Here is a 15,283-nt window from a genome sequence, read left to right on the forward strand (position 1 = left end):
GACGCTTGGAAAATCCTCCCCCCAGAGGGGGAGGAGGCCGAAGGCCGGAGGGGGAAGTCCTGCCGAGCCGGCTTCTTCCCCCTCCGTCGGCTTCGCCGACATCTCCCCCGCTGTGGGGAGGATTTGGTCCGACTTCCACCCATAGCCGACGTTCATGATCTCTCCCGAATGCTGGCGTGCTGTGGGCCGCCTCACCCCGGCAGCGCGTAGTGCTCCTCCGTCAGCCGCTTGCGGATCAGCTTCTTGTCGATCTTACCGGTCGCGCCCAGCGGAATGTCATCGACGAACAGCACGTCGTCGGGGGTCCACCACTTGGCGATCTTGCCTTGCAGGAAGTCGAGGAACTCGAACCGCGTCGCCGTCTCGCCGGGCTTCAGCTTGACCAGCAGCACCGGCCGTTCGTCCCACTTGGGGTGCGGCACGCCGACCACGGCGGCGAGGGCGGCCTTGGGGTGGCCGACGGCGATGTTCTCGATCTCGATCGTGCTGATCCACTCGCCGCCCGACTTGACCACGTCCTTGGCCCGGTCGGTGATCTGCATGAAGCCCTGCTCGTCGATCGTGGCCACGTCGCCGGTGTCGAAATAGCCCTCGGCGTCCAGGATGTCGCCGCCAGCGCCCTTGAAGTACTCGCCCGCGATGATGGGCCCGCGGATCTTCAGGTGGCCGAAGGCCTTGCCGTCGTGGGGCAGGCGCTTGTCGTCGTCGTCCTTCAGGCAGATGTCGACGCCCAGCGGCGGGCGGCCCTGTTTCAGCCGCCAGGGCATCTGCTCTTCGTAGGGGAGCTTGGCCAGCTGGTCGGTCATCACCGACAGGGTGCCGACCGGCGAGGTCTCGGTCATGCCCCAGGCGTGGACCACCTCGACGCCGTAGTTGTCGTGGAAGGCGCGAATGATGCTCTCGGGGCAGGCGGCCCCGCCGATCACCACCTTCTTCAGCGTGGTGATCTTGCCGTTCGTGCTTTCCAGGTGATGCAGCAGCATCTGCCAGACGGTGGGCACGGCGGCCGAGAAGGTCACGCCCTCGGTCTCAAGCAGCTCATGGATCGAGGCGCCGTCCATCTTGGCGCCCGGCATCACCATCTTGGCCCCGGTCCCCGGGGCCGAGAACGCCACGCCCCAGGCGTTGGCGTGGAACATCGGCACGACCGGCAGGATCACGTCCTTCTGCGACAGGCCCATCACGTCGGGCTGCAGGGTGATGAAGGTGTGCAGGAAGTTGGAGCGGTGCGAATAGAGCACGCCCTTGGGGTCGCCCGTCGTGCCCGAGGTGTAGCAGAGGCCCGCGGCCGTATCCTCCGGGAAGCCGCCCCAGGCGACGTCGGGCGAGTGCTGCTCGACCAGGTCCTCGAAAGCCAGCAGACCCTTGAAGCCCGGCGCGTCGCCGGCCAGGGCGAAGTCGGCGGGCATGTGGTCGCGGTCGGTGAAGACGACCACGTATTCGAGACTCGGAATGCGGGGCGCGATCTGCTTGAGGATCGGCAGGAAGGTCAGGTCGGTGAAGATGATCCGGTCGCCGGCGTGGTCGGCGATCCAGGCGATCTGCTCGGGGAACAGGCGCGGGTTCAGGGTGTGGCAGACCATGCCGACGCCCATGATCCCGTACCAGGCCTCCATGTGCCGGCCGGTGTTCCAGGCCAGGGTCCCGACGCGGTCGCCGGCCTTCATGCCCAGGGCTTGCAAGGCGTTGGACACCCGCTTGGCCCGCTCGCGCATCTGGCCATAGGTGGTGCGCACGATCGGCCCTTCGACGGACCGGCTGACCACCTCGCGATCGGCGTGCCAGCGCGCGGCGTGGTCCATGATCTTGTCGAGGGTCAGCGCCCCATGCTGCATCAGCCCATACATCGGCTGTTTCTCTCCCGGTTGATTATCGTTGTTCAGGAGAAGCTAGTGGGACGCGTGCCGTTGTGCAACGCAGCGCGTCCTTAGGGCGAGCGGCGGAAGGCCGAAGGGCTCATGACGACGCCCCCTCCGTCACGATGCCGCGCATCGCGGCTCCTCCCCCGCTCGCGGCGAGGAGGAACGGCATCTTCCCCGTGCAACGGGGGAGGCGACGAGACGGAAGGCGGGGCGCCCTTGGCCTACCCCATCGCCTCGGCCAGGGCCCGGGCCTCGTCCTCGAAGGCGCTGACGGTGTCGACCCTATGCCAGGCGATCTCGCCCGGATCGCGGGCCAGCTGGCTCTCCAGCACCGCCACGTCGGCGTCCGAGGCGTCGTTGACGCGGGCGGCGACGCGGGCGCGCAGCACCTCGGGCGGGGCTTCCAGCCAGACGCCCTGGAAGGCGACGTCGCAGGTCTGGGCCAGGGCCTCGGCGCGGGCGCGCTCCTCGGGCTTGAGGAACACCGCGTCCAGCACCACCGAGCGGCCGGCCTTCAAGCACAGCGCCGCGTCGTGGAACAGCTGGTCGTAGGTCTTGGCGCTCATCTCGGGCGTATAGGCCTCGCGGGGCAGGCGCTCCAGCGAGGGCACGCCCCACAGGCGCTTGCGGATCTCATCGGTGCGCAGGACCACCGCGCCGGGCGCGGCGCCCAGGCCAGGGGCGCAGACGCGCGAGAAGGTCGACTTGCCCGAGCCCGACAGGCCGCCGGCGGCGATTAGGCTGACCGGACGCGGGGCCAGGTGCTCCAGCGCCGTTTGCAGATAGGCCCGCGCGGCCTCGTCGTCGCCGGTATAGGCCCAGACGTGGGTGCGGACCGCCGCGCGGACGCTCAGCATCAGGGGCAGGGCGGCCAAGCCCGTCCAGAGGCCGTCGCCGAACGACCGGGCGGCTTCGTCGAGATAGGCGTTCAGCACCCGGCCGGCCGCGTCGCGGCGGCGGCGGAAGTCCAGGTCCATCAGCAGGAAGGCCAGGTCGTACTGGATGTCGATGTCCGACAGGGTGTCGTTGAACTCGATGCAGTCGAACAGGATCGGCTGGCCGTTCTCGATCAGGATGTTCCCGAGGTGCAGGTCGCCGTGGCAGTGGCGGGCAAAGCCCTCCTGGGCGCGGGCGTCGAGCAGCGGACCCAGACGCTCCAGGGCGGTGTCGGTCTCTTGCACCAGGCGCTCGACCGCCTGCTTGCCCAGGCGCGGCGCCAGGCCCCGCAGCAGGTTGGCGTTGGAGCGGATGGTGTAGCCCAGGGCCGAGACGCCGCCGCCTTGCGGGCGTGGCGTCGAACCGGCGTGGAAGCGGGCCACGGTGCGGCCCAGCGAATCCTCCAGCGCGTCGTCGATCGCCCACGGCTGGGTGGCCAGCACGCCGTTCTGGTCGAAGCGACGCATCTCCAGCAGGTACTCGACGATCTCGCCGTCGCCGTCCAGCTCGACCCCGCCGTCGGCCGTGCGGGTCAGGCGGCGAACCTCGCGATAGATGTCCGGCGCGGCGGCGCGGTTGAAGGTCAGCTCGCGCTCCAGCGCCCAGCGGCGCAGCTCCAGCGTCGAGTAGTCGAGGAAGCCGAAATCGACCGGCCGCTTCACCTTGAAGGCTGAACCGCCGATCAGGAACACGCGGGCGCACGAGGTCTCGATCGTGCTTTCCGCCCGCTCGCCGAACCAGGCGGCCACTTCCTGTTCGCGCGCGGCTTCCGCGTCCTTGATCACGCCGTCGATCCTGTTTCTTCCGCCCACAAACCAGGCGACGGCGCTGCATAACCGAAACGAAAGACGAAGTCCTCTCGCGCCACCCTTGCTTAACCTCGATTTTCGCGGCTAGATTGCATCGAAAATCAAACAGCGGGTTTCCCCCATGCTCGTCGGCGCAGGTCTCAAGCGGTCGGGTCACAAGCGCGAGGAGATCCTCGCCTCCGCCAGGGCGCTGTTCCTACGCGAAGGCTATGCCGACGCCGGCATGGAGGTGGTGGCCCGCGCGGCCGGGGTCTCGACGGCTACCCTCTACGCCTACTTCCCAGGCAAGGCGGACCTGTTCCGGGCGATCGTCATGGAGACGGTCAGCGGCGTGGCCGCGCCGGTCCGCGAGGCCGTGCGGGTCAAGGGCGACGCCCGCACGCGCCTGACGGCGCTGGCCTGCGCCTACGCCAACTTCTTCTCGCGCCCCGACGCGCGGGCCCTGTTCCGGGTGGTGACGTCCGAACGCCGCCGCTTCGAGGACGTGGCCGAGTATCTGCTACAAAGCGCCCGCGACGAGCTGGGCGGCGCGGCGATCGCCGTGATCAACGACCTGGTCAAGACCGGCGAGCTGAAGGTCGAAAAGGCCTCCTGGGCCGCCAGCCAGCTGATGGGCATGCTGGACCACGTGACCCTGGTCCTGGGCCTCTCGGCCGGCGACGAGGTCCAGCCTCGCCGCCCGCTGAGGGCGATCGCCGAGGACGCGGTCGAGACCTTCCTGGCGCGGTATGGGACGCGGGGGTGAGCTTCTAAGCAGCCATATTTCCTGTGTCATCCCGGCCGTAGCGCGAAGCGCGCAGAGCCGGGACCCAGGGGCGGCGCGCACGGCGCTTTGTCACCCCCTGGGTCCCGGATAGCCTCTGCGAGGCTTCCGGGATGACACGATGAAGGAAGGCGCGGACCACCGGATAGGCGGTTACCGCCGCTCGACCTGGCTTACATCCCGCACCGCGCCCTTGGCGGCGTTGGTGGTCATGGCGGCGTAGGCGCGCAGGGCGGGGCTGACCTCGCGCTTGCGGTTCAGCGGCTTCCAGGCGTCGGCGCCCCGGGCCAGCTGGGCGGCGCGGCGCTCGGCCAGGACCGCGTCGGAGACCTCCAGGGTGATGCCCCGGTTCGGGATGTCGATCAGGATCGAGTCGCCGGTCTCCACCAGGGCGATCAGGCCGCCTTCGCCGGCCTCGGGCGAGACGTGGCCGATCGACAGGCCCGAGGTGCCGCCCGAGAAGCGGCCGTCGGTGATCAGGGCGCAGGCCGCGCCCAGGCCCTTCGATTTCAGATAGGTGGTCGGGTACAGCATCTCCTGCATGCCCGGGCCGCCCTTGGGGCCTTCGTAGCGGATGACCACGACCTCGCCGGCCGTGACCTGGCCGCCCAGGATGCCGCTGACCGCCGCCTCCTGGCTCTCATAGACGCGGGCGGTCCCGCGGAAGGTCAGGATCGACTCGTCGACCCCGGCCGTCTTCACGATGCAGCCCTCGGGGGCGAGGTTGCCGAACAGCACGGCCAGGCCGCCGTCCTTGGAGAACGGATGCTCGACCGAGCGGATGACGCCCTTCTCGCGGTCCAGGTCCAGCTCTTCCCAGCGGGCGGCCTGGCTGAAGGCGATCTGGGTCGGCTTGCCGCCGGGCGCGGCGCGGAAGAGCTCGTGGGCCGTGGCGCTGTTGGTGCGGCCGATGTCCCAGCGGGCCAGGGCCTCGCCCAGGGTGGCGGCGTGGACGGTGGGCTGGCTGGCGTCGATCAGGCCGCCGCGCTCCAGCTCGCCCAGGATGGCCATCACGCCGCCGGCGCGGTGGACGTCCTCCATGTGCACGTCGACCTTGGCCGGGGCCACCTTGGACAGGCAGGGCACGCGGCGCGACAGGCGGTCGATGTCGGCCATGCTGAAGTCGACCCCGCCCTCGTGGGCGGCGGCCAGCAGGTGCAGCACGGTGTTGGTCGAGCCGCCCATGGCGATGTCCAGGCTCATGGCGTTCTCGAACGCGGCCCGCGTGGCGATCCCGCGCGGCAGGGCGGTGGCGTCGTCCTGCTCGTACCAGCGCTGGCAGAGGTCGACGACCAGGCGGCCGGCCTCCTTGAACAGCGCTTCCCGATCCGCGTGAGTGGCCAGGACCGAGCCGTTGCCGGGCAGCGACAGGCCGAGCGCCTCGGTCAGGCAGTTCATCGAGTTGGCGGTGAACATGCCCGAGCACGAGCCGCAGGTCGGGCAGGCGGCCTTCTCGATCGCCGAGACCTCTTCGTCGGAATATTTGTCGTCGGCGGCCACGACCATGGCGTCGACCAGGTCCAGGGCGCGGATCTGGCCCTTAACCGTCACCTTGCCGGCCTCCATTGGCCCGCCGGAGACGAAGACAACCGGGATGTTCAGGCGCATGGCGGCCATCAGCATGCCGGGGGTGATCTTGTCGCAGTTGGAGATGCAGACGATCGCGTCGGCGCAGTGGGCGTTGACCATGTACTCGACGCTGTCGGCGATCAGGTCGCGGCTGGGCAGAGAGTACAGCATCCCGCCGTGGCCCATGGCGATGCCGTCGTCGACGGCGATGGTGTTGAACTCCTTGGCCACGCCCCCGGCCGCCTCGATCTCGCGGGCGACCAGCTGGCCCAGGTCCTTCAGGTGCACGTGGCCCGGGACGAACTGGGTGAAGCTGTTGGCGATGGCGATGATCGGCTTGCCGAAGTCGCTGTCCTTCATGCCGGTGGCGCGCCAGAGGCCGCGGGCGCCGGCCATGTTGCGGCCGTGGGTCGAGGTGCGCGAGCGATAGGGAGGCATGATCAAATTCCAGTGTCGGTCGTGGGGTCTTTTACGGCACTCGTGGTCGATCGAAAAATATATTAGTCGCGCCTGATTAGGTCGCTAAACCTATCGTCATGGATATCCGCCAGTTCCGCCAGTTCCGCCACTTCGCCGCGGTGGCCGAGAGCCTGCACTTCGGGCGGGCCGCCGAGCGCCTGGGCATGACCCAGCCGCCGCTCAGCCAGTCGATCCTGGCGCTGGAGAAGGAGCTGGGCGCGCCGCTGTTCGCGCGGACCAAGCGGAGCGTCGAGCTGACGCCCCTGGGCCAACAGTGGCTGCCGCATGTGCTGGAGGCCCTGGCGGCCGTCGACGCCCTGCCCGAGACGGCGCGCCGGCTGCGCGACGGCCAGACCGGCTACCTGACCCTGTCGTTTGTCAGCACCGCCGACTACAGCGTGCTACCCGACCTCGTGCGGCGCTACGCCGAGGCCTTTCCGGACGTCGAGATCCGTCTGGTCGAGGCGACCAGCGACGTGCAGATCCCGGCGGTGGCGGCGGGCGAGCGGCACGCGGGCATCATCATCCCCCCGGCCGAGCGGGCCCTGCCCGAGGCCCTGGCCTATCACCGCCTGGTCTCCGAGCCGCTGGTCGCGGCGGCGCCGGCCGCCTGGGTGGAGGACGGGCGGTTGCCGATCGTGAACGGCGTCCTGGCGCCCGAGGCCCTTCTGGACGCGCCGCTGGTGCTGTTCCCGCGCACGGTGGCGCCGGCCTTCCACGACCTGGTCACGGGCTATTTCAGCGCGCGCGGCCGTCCGGCGCGGATCGTCCAGGAGGCGATCCAGATGCAGACGATCATCAGCCTGGTCTCGGCGGGCCTGGGCCTGGCGCTGGTCCCGGCCTCGCTGAGGAATCTGGCGCGGGCCGGCGTGGCCTATGTCGAGCTGTCGTCTCCGCCGGTGCTGGAGACGGGGCTGGTGTGGCGGCGAGAGGATGAAGCGCCGACGTTGCGGGGCTTGCTGGGGCTGGTGGGGGTTTAGAGATCCTCCCTTTTAACCCCGCCTTCCTCGCCCTTGTGGCGAGGACCCATGGATCGGCTTGGCGAAGCGAGTGGGCGAAGCGCGCCGCCGGCTCTCGCGAGCACCGTCAGGCTCAAAGCCCGCTGAACGCTGGGCCCCAGGCACAAGGCCTGGGGAGGCGGTTCAATGGAGCGTCTCGGAACGCGCAGCCGCCCTACGACGCCCGGATCTTCACGACCTTCGACGGGCCCGTTTGGCGCAGGGCCTCGACGAGGTCGAACAACGCCGCGCGGATGCCGGCCTCGTCGCCGGCCTCGGCCAGGGCGTCCAGGGTCTCGAGCCGCGCGTCGGCGATCGGCGCCGCCGGCGACATCCGCACGGCTTCCATGATGCCCGGCGCCTTGGCGCGGGCGACCTCGTTCACGTCGACCAGGGTCTCGGTCAGCTTTTCGCCCGGGCGCAGGCCGGTGATCTTGATCTCGATGTCGCGGCCGGGAACCAGGCCCTGCAGTTCGATCATCCGCTTGGCCAGGTCGATGATCTTGACCGGCTCGCCCATCTCCAGGGTCAGCACGCCGTCCTCGTCGCCGTCCGAGGCGATCATCGACAGGGCCACCGCCCGCAGCACCAGCTGCACGGCCTCGGGGATGGTCATGAAGTAGCGTTCGACCTCGGCGTCGGTCAGGGTGATCGGGCCGCCGCGCGCGATCTGGCTCTGGAAGATCGGCACCACCGAACCGGCCGAACCCAGCACGTTGCCGAAGCGGACGATGCTGACGCGCATGTCGCCGCCGCCGCCGTACTGGCGGGCCACGGCCTCGGCCACGCGCTTGGCCGCGCCCATGATGCTGGTCGGGGCCACGGCCTTGTCGGTGGAGATCAGGGCCAGGTGCGCCGCGCCGCAGGCCTTGGCGGCCAGGGCGACGTTGCGGGTGCCCAGGACGTTGGTGCGCACGCCCTCGCACGGATGGTTCTCGACCAGCGTCACGTGCTTCAGCGCCGCGGCGTGGAAGACGATGTCGGGCTTGTGTTGGGCGAAGACCCGTTCCACCCGAGCGGCGTCGCGGACATCGCACAGGATCTCGCGGCGCGGCAGCAGCGGGTGGCGCTCGGCGATCTCGCGGTCGATATGGAAGAGGTTGTATTCCGAGGCGTCGACCATGGTCAGCTGGGCGCAGCCGCTGGCGGCGATCTGGCGGCACAGCTCCGAGCCGATGCTGCCGCCGGCGCCGGTCACCAGCACGCGGCGACCCCAGACCAACGCCCGGATCGGCTCGGGGTCGAGGCGCACGGGCGGACGGCTCAGCAGTTCCTCCAGGCTGATCTCGCGCAGGATCGGGCCGTTGTCCCCCGCGGGGCCCATCTCGACCACGCCGTGACGGCGCAGCAGGCGAACCCCTTCGGTCTTCAGCCGCCCCAGGCGCTCGGCGCCGAAGGTGCTCATGGCGCTGTCGGTCATGAACAGGATGGCCGAGGGCGGCAGGCCGCTATCGCGCAGGCGGGCCAGAACGCGGTCGAAATCGGCGATCGCGCCCAGCACGCAGACGCCGCGCAGCTCGTCGCCGGTTTCGCGGTCCATGGGGGAGACGACGCCGATCGGGGTGTAGCGCTCGCCCAGGCCCGCGGGCGAGCGCAGGAAGGCCTCGGCCTCGGCGGCCGAGCCAATGATCAGCAGGCGCGGCAGGGCGGGGTGCATCGAGGCGGGACCCAGGCGCAGGACCGAGTCCAGCAGCTGACGCTCGTGCAGGCTGCGGCGGATCACCCGCAAGGCCGATAGGAAGGTGCCCTGGATCAGGGCGGCGCCCGCTACGGTGCGCAGGCCGCCGTCGATGCCGGGGTGAACCATGCGGGTGATGACCATGAAGGTCGCCGCCGTCAGCACGGCCGAGCGGAACAGGCGCAGATGGTCGCTGGCGGAGACGAAGCGCCACGGCGCGCGCTCGACCCGGAACACCAGCTCCACGATCAGCGCGCCCAGACCGTAGTAGGTGGCCTGCAGCAGGGTGTCGCCCGTGAAGGGCATGTCGATGACCAGGTAGCGACCGACCAGCAAGGCCAGGAAGGCCAAGAGGACATTGGTCGCGATCTTGCCGACATGTCCCATGAACGAACCTCTTGAGTAGCCGCGACACCGGGGTGGGTCCCCGCGAAGATTCGTGTCCAAGTAGCACGGCATTTCCGTGGCGTCGCCTTTTCAGCCTCTCCGTAGGGGGAGAACCTCGACGATGTCGCCGGCTTGGGCGGCGGGCGCGGCGCCCCCGCGGCGCAGCAGGGCGTCGGCTTGGGCGAACACGCCGATCAGGGACGAATCCTGATCCGGGAAGGGGGTGGCGGTCAGCCGGCCCTCGGCGTCGACCTCCAGGCGAGCGCGCATCCAGTGCTCGCGCGGACCCGTGGCGGACAAGGGCGCGACGAGGCGCGCGGGGCTCAGGGCGATCGTCGGGTCGGCCCCGGCCAGAGCCGCCAGCAAGGGCTTGAGGAACAGCTCGGCGCAGACCAGGGCCGAGGCCGGATTTCCCGGCAGGCCCAGCACCCGGCGGCCGTCCGCGAGCGTTCCGGACCAGGTCGGCTTGCCGGGGCGCACGGCGACGGTCTCGACGGCCAGCGTCAGGCCCAGGGTCCTCAGCGCCGGCTTGACCAGGTCGTGGTCGCCGACCGAGGCGCCGCCGATGGTGACGATCAGGTCGGCTTCGACGGGCGCCACGCTCGCGGCGATGGCGGCGGCGTCGTCGACCTGGGCCTTCAGGCGAAAGGCCTCGCCGCCCCAAGCCTGGATCAGGGCCGCCAGGCTGAACGAGCCGCTCTCGAAGATCTGGTCGGGGCGGGGCGCCTGGCCGGGCGGGACCAGCTCGTCGCCGGTGGCCAGGATCGCGACGCGGGGGCGGCGGGCGACGGGGACCGTCGACAGGCCCGCCGAGGCGACCAGCGACAGCCGCCAGGCGTCGATGACGACGCCGGCTTCGAGCAGGACCGCCCCGGCCCGGAAGTCGCCGCCAGCCGGGCGGATGTTGGCCTTGGGGGTCTCGCCCGCCTCGAAGCGCACGGTGTCGCCCTCGCGGACGGCTTCTTCCTGGATGATGACGAGGTCGGCGCCGGCCGGGACCGGGGCGCCGGTGAAGATGCGGACGGCCTCGCCGGCCTGGACCGCCTTTGGATAGGCCTTTCCGGCCGCGCTCTCGCCCGCGATCGCGAAGGCCTCGCCCCGCGCGTAGTCGGCCCGCCGGATCGCCCAGCCGTCCATGGCCGAGGCGTCGAACGGCGGCTGGGCGCGGCTGGCGACGATCGGCTCGGCGAGGACGCGGCCGAGGCTCTGTTCCAGCGCGACCGTCTCGACGCCGAGGCGCGCGGCGCCGGCCAGGATGCGGGCGCGGGCGTCTTCGACGGGGAGGTTTCGGAGGGAAGGGGGACTATTCATGGGTGCGCTCAAATCCAACCACCAATAACCCAGCCTTCCTAGGCCTTGTGCCTAGGACCCAGCCGTCCGCTCGCGTAGTCTTGGTCCGTGTTCGCCTACACTGGCGGCTTGCCCTTCGGACGAGCCTAACCTCGCTGAAACATGGGTCCTAGGCACAAGGCCTAGGAAGGCGGACTTTGAATGCCTGACAAAAGCCGCTGACGCCTCTCCCGCAAGGAGAGAGGTCTCGCCTACCCCACGAACGCCCGCTCGATCACGAAGTCGCCGGGTTCGGCGTTGGAGCCTTCCTTCAGGCCCTGGGCCTCGAGCATGGCGGCGGTGTCCTTGATCATGGCCATCGAGCCGCACAGCATGGCGCGGTCGTGCTCGGGATCGAACTTGCCGCCCTCGATGCCGAGGTCGCTGAACAGCTTGCCGCTGGCGATCAGGTCGGTGAAGCGGCCCTGGCGCTCGAACGGCTCGCGGGTCACGGTCGGGTAATAGACCAGCTGGGCGCGGGCCTCGTCGCCGACCAGCGGGTCGTCGAAGATCTCGTGGGTGAAGAGGTCGCGGTAGGCCAGCTCCTTCACCTCGCGCACGCCGTGGGCGACGATCACCCGCTCGAAGCGGCTGTAGGCGTCGGGGTCGCGGGCCACCGACAGCCAGGGCGCCAGGCCCGTGCCGGTGCCGAACAGGAAGAGGCGCTTGCCCGGGCGAACGGCGTCCAGCACCAGCGTCCCGGTCGGCTTCTTGCCCAGCAGGATCTCGTCGCCTTCCTTGATCTGCTGCAGGCGCGAGGTCAGGGGACCGTCCGGCACCTTGATCGAGAAGAACTCCAGCTCCTCGGCGAAGGACGGCGAGCCGATCGAATAGGCGCGCAGGATCGGCTTCTTCTCGCCCAGCTCCTCGCGCGGCGGCAGGCCGATCATCACGAACTCGCCCGAGCGGAAGCGGAAGCTGGCCGGGCGGGTGATGGCGAAGCTGAACAGCCGGTCGGTCCAGTGCTTCACCCAAAGCACCTTCTCGACGAAGTAGGGGGCGTCCTTCACGGGCGCGGCTGGAACGGGGGCGGCGGGAGCGGCAGCCGTCATCTGAACTCTTCGGGATTTAGGCGCGGGGAGGCGCGGAAAAGAGCGAAACCGCCACGGCCCTGAGGCGGCGCGTGTCTCATGCGAGCAAGGCCGACATCCTGTCAATGACGGTTGTCTAATGCGGGCGCCCGAAAATCTCAGCTCCGGGGGCGGCCGGCCTGGCTGGTGAGCGGAGTTCGGAATGTTCGGTTGTCTTTAGTCGTCGGGCCGACATTAAAGATGTTGATGAGATTGCCTCGCATCGCGGCATGTCGTCGAAACAAGATGAACGTCGCCGAAAACTAAAAGCGGGGTTTTCTCGACTTCGCCGAAAACCGCGAACCGCGTTTCTGAATGCGGCAAAAATGTGATTGCCGGGGGTCGAAACCAGGCGCAGACTTCCTTTTGCTTCGTTCGCGGAGCCAACGATACGGAGGAACGTATGCGGGTTTGGTTCGTAGGGGCCGCCGCGGCGGCCGGTTTAGTAGCGTTTGGTTTGGCTGGTTGCAGCGACGGCGGCGCGAAGACGAAGATCGCGCAGGCCAATCAGGTGGTCGTCGAGGCCACGCCGGTGACGGCGTCGGGCTGCGTCCGCCCGGTCGAGAACACCAATTGCCTCGTCGTGAAGGGCCGCGGTGGCGGCTATTACGACATCAGCTCCGCCAGCCCGGCGCCGGACCTGTCCAAGGGCGTGGCGATCTCGCTGCGCGGCAAGGACCAGGGCAAGAACACCCAGTGCGGCCGGCAGCTGACCGACGTGAAGTGGTCGTATCTGGGCATCCAGTGCGGGGCGACCCTGCCGTCGACGGCCTCGACCGCCACCGACAAGGACGCCAAGGGCAAGACCGAGAAGGCGGGATAGGCGAGGCGCTCGATAGAGCCTCGAGCTCTCTCGTCATCCCGGATAGCCTCTATCCGGGATGACGAGGCGCCGTGGCTGAAAGGCGAGCCTAGCTCTCGCCCGTCCCGGGGTCCGTCTCGGTCTTCGGCGATCGGCTGCTGCCGGCCGCGCCGGGCGGCTCGGTCGCCGGGCGGGGCGGCTGGCCGTCGCGCGACGGCGTCCGCTGGTTCTCCTGCTCGACTTCCCGATTCGACGGGCGGCTCGAGGGGGAAGAGCTGGACGAGGGCGGTTGGCTGTTGATCGTGGGCATGACGCGAAAACGCCTGGCGGGGCGGTTCGATCCGCGCCTTTCCTGGCTCTCCGCCGGGGGAGGAAGGCCGCCAAACACCGCCAAAATCTCCAATCTCCAGCGCGCCGCTTGCCCGCCGGGTGCGACCCTGCTAAATGGCGCGGCTCTGGCGACAGAACATGGCGCGCCGAGGCTTTAAGGCCTTCCGGCGCGCTGTCTGTCTCTGGATGTCCGTCGGCCCGAAAGGGCGGTCGGTCCGCAGGAGTGTAGCTCAGCTGGTAGAGCATCGGTCTCCAAAACCGAGGGCCGGGGGTTCGAGTCCCTCCACTCCTGCCACTATATGTATCCGACGGGTCGCTCGAAGGCCCGCTCGTTTAAGAAAGTCGTGAGCTTCAAGAGCATGGCCAGGAAACCGGGATCCAGCCCGTCCGCGATGAAGAACCGCGCCGCCAAGACGGCCGCGGCGATGTCGCCCGCCGGCGCCGCGACGGCCGCCGCCGCTCCCGCCGCCCCCAAGAAGCGCACCAGCCCGGTCCAGTTCTTCCGTGAAGTCCGCGCCGAAGCCCGCAAGATCACCTGGACCTCCCGCAAGGAGACCTGGATCACCTCGGTGATGGTCTTCATCATGGTGGTGATGGCGTCGCTGTTCTTCCTGGCGGTCGATGGCGGCCTGGGCTTTGCCGTGAACCAGCTTCTGAAGCTGGCCACCGCGAGATAAGATAGAGACGATGAGCACCGAAACCGCCTCGAACCCGAACCACAAGTGGTACATCGTCCACGCCTACTCGAACTTCGAGAAGAAGGTGGCCGAGAGCATCCGCGAGCAGGCCAAGAACCAGGGCCTGGAGGAGAACTTCTCCGAGATCCTGGTCCCGACCGAGGATGTCGTCGAGATCCGCCGCGGCCGTAAGGTCAACGCCGAGCGCAAGTTCTTCCCGGGCTACGTCCTGGTGAAGATGAACCTCTCGGACGAAGCCTACCACCTGATCAAGAACACCCCGAAGGTCACGGGCTTCCTGGGCAGCGGCTCCAAGCCGATGCCGGTCTCCGAAAAGGAAGTCCAGCGCATCATCGGCACGATCGAGGAGGGCGTCGAGAAGCCCAAGACGGTCGTCCTGTACGAAGTGGGCGAGAACGTCCGCGTCATCGACGGTCCGTTCGCCAGCTTCAACGGCTCGGTCGAGCAGGTCGACGAGGAAAAGGCCCGCCTGCGGGTCACCGTCTCGATCTTCGGCCGCGCCACGCCGGTCGAGCTGGAATACGCCCAGGTCGAGAAGATCGCTTAACGCGATCTGGCAGGTCGAGAAGATCGCCTAACAGCGGTCCTCAAGTCCGAAGCTTTTCAAAGCCCCGCGCTCGCAAGGCGCGGGGCTTTTGCTTTGCGGGCCGGGCGAGGTTATCCACAGGGTGACCCGCGCGGAGGCCCTCATGTCCAACCCGATGATCCTGGAAGGCGAGCGCCAGACCGCGCTCGCCGAGTTCGAGGCCGGCCCGATCCGCGCCCGCGCCGAGGTCAGCGTCACCCCGGCGGGCGTCCTGGCGATCGGGGCTCTGCTCAGCGGGGTGCTGCTGTCGACCGCCGCGGTGGTTTGGGCCGCGCGGCGGCGGCGCTGAAAGTTATCCACAGGGGGCCGACGTCAAAATACCCCGCCTTCCTGGGCCTTGTGCCCAGGACCCATGCCAAAGGCGGCTTCAGCCCGTCTCGCGAGGCGGAAGCGGAGAGGCCTAGAGCGCTGTTCGGTCTTTCGGATCGCGGAAAGATGGGTCCTGGGCACAAGGCCCAGGAAGGCGCCGGATATGGGACGAAGAGAGGGCAACTCCCGTCCCTTTCCCCCGCGAGAGACCAACGTTTCTCTTCCACCACGCGCACTTACCGAAAAAATCCCGGCGTCCGTCCCCGGTGCTCCCGGCGGCCTCATGCTTTATCCTCATGAGCCAGACCCACACCCCCGCCGCCCGCTCGCCCCGCCAGTGGTGCGATGAGATGCAAGCCAAGCTGATGGCCGCGCTCGACGAGGCCTGGCGCATCGCCGAGTCCAGCGAAGACCCCGCCGTCCAGGCCCGCGCCCGCGACAAGGCCAAGCTGTGCGCCCAGATGGCGGCCGCGGCCCGCAAGATCGCCGCCATGAACCCGCCGCCGAAAGCGGCCAAGGCGGGCCCCGAGCACCCGCTGGACCTGATCCAGAACTTCGTCCGCCGCCTGGACAAGGCGACGACGGCGATCGAGGCGGAGGCGGCTGAAGCCTCCCCGCCCGAACCGCCCAAGCCCGAACCCCGCGCCGCCCAGGCCGTGGCCATGCGGGCGGCCCTGGCGAAGCTGAAGCGGCGGTAG

Annotated in this window: 12 protein-coding genes, 1 tRNA gene and 2 pseudogenes; 9 read left to right on the plus strand and 6 right to left on the minus strand. The window is 69.2% G+C overall.

All coding sequences use genetic code 11. The features are described from left to right. Positions 1-16: 16 nt before the first annotated feature. Positions 17-124: pseudogene (locus tag J2728_RS19800) on the plus strand (hypothetical protein); the annotation flags it as partial. 67 nt (positions 125-191) lie between these two features. Here the strand turns inward: J2728_RS19800 and J2728_RS19805 are convergent. Continuing rightward, positions 192-1,847, minus strand: a complete 1,656-nt coding sequence (locus J2728_RS19805) for a long-chain-fatty-acid--CoA ligase (protein WP_310001878.1) — start codon at positions 1,845-1,847, stop codon at positions 192-194. A 236-nt stretch (positions 1,848-2,083) separates the two neighbouring features. Continuing rightward, complete coding sequence (locus J2728_RS19810; RefSeq protein ID WP_310001879.1) at positions 2,084-3,583, minus strand: bifunctional aminoglycoside phosphotransferase/ATP-binding protein; 1,500 nt, start codon at positions 3,581-3,583, stop codon at positions 2,084-2,086. 145 nt (positions 3,584-3,728) lie between these two features. Between J2728_RS19810 and J2728_RS19815 the strand changes: the two genes are divergently transcribed. Further along, positions 3,729-4,352, plus strand: coding sequence for a TetR/AcrR family transcriptional regulator (locus tag J2728_RS19815; RefSeq protein WP_310001880.1), 624 nt, complete (start codon positions 3,729-3,731; stop codon positions 4,350-4,352). Positions 4,353-4,523: 171 nt separating this feature from the next. Here J2728_RS19815 and ilvD read toward each other — a convergent pair whose 3' ends face one another. Beyond that, positions 4,524-6,377, minus strand: a complete 1,854-nt coding sequence (ilvD, locus tag J2728_RS19820) for a dihydroxy-acid dehydratase (protein ID WP_310001881.1) — start codon at positions 6,375-6,377, stop codon at positions 4,524-4,526. 98 nt (positions 6,378-6,475) lie between these two features. Here ilvD and J2728_RS19825 point away from each other — a divergent pair, with 98 nt between their 5' ends. After that, positions 6,476-7,378 (plus strand): LysR family transcriptional regulator, encoded by a 903-nt coding sequence (locus J2728_RS19825; RefSeq protein ID WP_310001882.1) that lies wholly within the window; start codon positions 6,476-6,478, stop codon positions 7,376-7,378. Positions 7,379-7,571: 193 nt separating this feature from the next. Here the strand turns inward: J2728_RS19825 and J2728_RS19830 are convergent, their stop codons facing one another. From J2728_RS19830 to J2728_RS19840, 3 genes and pseudogenes are all read right to left on the minus strand, one after another. Next, positions 7,572-9,461: a polysaccharide biosynthesis protein gene (locus J2728_RS19830; RefSeq protein ID WP_310001883.1), complete on the minus strand. Its 1,890-nt coding sequence runs from the start codon at positions 9,459-9,461 to the stop codon at positions 7,572-7,574. Between the two features lie 90 nt (positions 9,462-9,551). Beyond that, the gene (locus tag J2728_RS19835) at positions 9,552-10,772 is read right to left on the minus strand and encodes a molybdopterin molybdotransferase MoeA (RefSeq protein WP_310001884.1); all 1,221 of its coding nucleotides are present in this window, start codon (positions 10,770-10,772) and stop codon (positions 9,552-9,554) included. Between the two features lie 230 nt (positions 10,773-11,002). Beyond that, positions 11,003-11,922: pseudogene (locus J2728_RS19840) on the minus strand (ferredoxin--NADP reductase). Positions 11,923-12,263: 341 nt separating this feature from the next. Between J2728_RS19840 and J2728_RS19845 the strand changes: the two are divergent. From J2728_RS19845 to J2728_RS19870, 6 genes are all read left to right on the plus strand, one after another. Continuing rightward, complete coding sequence (locus J2728_RS19845; RefSeq protein ID WP_310001886.1) at positions 12,264-12,683, plus strand: hypothetical protein; 420 nt, start codon at positions 12,264-12,266, stop codon at positions 12,681-12,683. Positions 12,684-13,211: 528 nt separating this feature from the next. After that, a tRNA-Trp gene (locus tag J2728_RS19850) sits at positions 13,212-13,287 on the plus strand. Between the two features lie 64 nt (positions 13,288-13,351). Beyond that, positions 13,352-13,669: a preprotein translocase subunit SecE gene (gene secE, locus J2728_RS19855; RefSeq protein WP_299010932.1), complete on the plus strand. Its 318-nt coding sequence runs from the start codon at positions 13,352-13,354 to the stop codon at positions 13,667-13,669. Between the two features lie 10 nt (positions 13,670-13,679). Then, entirely contained in the window at positions 13,680-14,237 is a 558-nt protein-coding gene (gene nusG / locus J2728_RS19860; RefSeq protein ID WP_310001887.1) for a transcription termination/antitermination protein NusG, read from the plus strand. A gap of 142 nt (positions 14,238-14,379) precedes the next feature. After that, complete coding sequence (locus J2728_RS19865) at positions 14,380-14,565, plus strand: hypothetical protein (protein ID WP_310001889.1); 186 nt, start codon at positions 14,380-14,382, stop codon at positions 14,563-14,565. A gap of 316 nt (positions 14,566-14,881) precedes the next feature. Beyond that, on the plus strand, positions 14,882-15,283 hold the full coding sequence (locus J2728_RS19870) for a hypothetical protein (protein WP_310001890.1): 402 nt from the start codon (positions 14,882-14,884) through the stop codon (positions 15,281-15,283).

This window comes from Caulobacter segnis, from assembly GCF_031454995.1.
In the GTDB taxonomy this organism is placed as follows: Bacteria; Pseudomonadota; Alphaproteobacteria; order Caulobacterales; family Caulobacteraceae; genus Caulobacter; species Caulobacter segnis_E.

Excerpts from the sequence above, each read along its gene's own strand:
- J2728_RS19805 (WP_310001878.1), bottom strand. The coding sequence starts at position 1,847 with ATGTATGGGCTGATGCAGCATGGGGCGCTGACCCTCGACAAGATCATG.
- J2728_RS19815 (WP_310001880.1), top strand. The coding sequence starts at position 3,729 with ATGCTCGTCGGCGCAGGTCTCAAGCGGTCGGGTCACAAGCGCGAGGAG.
- ilvD (WP_310001881.1), bottom strand. The coding sequence starts at position 6,377 with ATGCCTCCCTATCGCTCGCGCACCTCGACCCACGGCCGCAACATGGCC.
- J2728_RS19825 (WP_310001882.1), top strand. The coding sequence starts at position 6,476 with ATGGATATCCGCCAGTTCCGCCAGTTCCGCCACTTCGCCGCGGTGGCC.
- J2728_RS19830 (WP_310001883.1), bottom strand. The coding sequence starts at position 9,461 with ATGGGACATGTCGGCAAGATCGCGACCAATGTCCTCTTGGCCTTCCTG.
- J2728_RS19835 (WP_310001884.1), bottom strand. The coding sequence starts at position 10,772 with ATGAATAGTCCCCCTTCCCTCCGAAACCTCCCCGTCGAAGACGCCCGC.
- J2728_RS19845 (WP_310001886.1), top strand. The coding sequence starts at position 12,264 with ATGCGGGTTTGGTTCGTAGGGGCCGCCGCGGCGGCCGGTTTAGTAGCG.
- secE (WP_299010932.1), top strand. The coding sequence starts at position 13,352 with ATGGCCAGGAAACCGGGATCCAGCCCGTCCGCGATGAAGAACCGCGCC.
- nusG (WP_310001887.1), top strand. The coding sequence starts at position 13,680 with ATGAGCACCGAAACCGCCTCGAACCCGAACCACAAGTGGTACATCGTC.
- J2728_RS19865 (WP_310001889.1), top strand. The coding sequence starts at position 14,380 with ATGTCCAACCCGATGATCCTGGAAGGCGAGCGCCAGACCGCGCTCGCC.
- J2728_RS19870 (WP_310001890.1), top strand. The coding sequence starts at position 14,882 with ATGAGCCAGACCCACACCCCCGCCGCCCGCTCGCCCCGCCAGTGGTGC.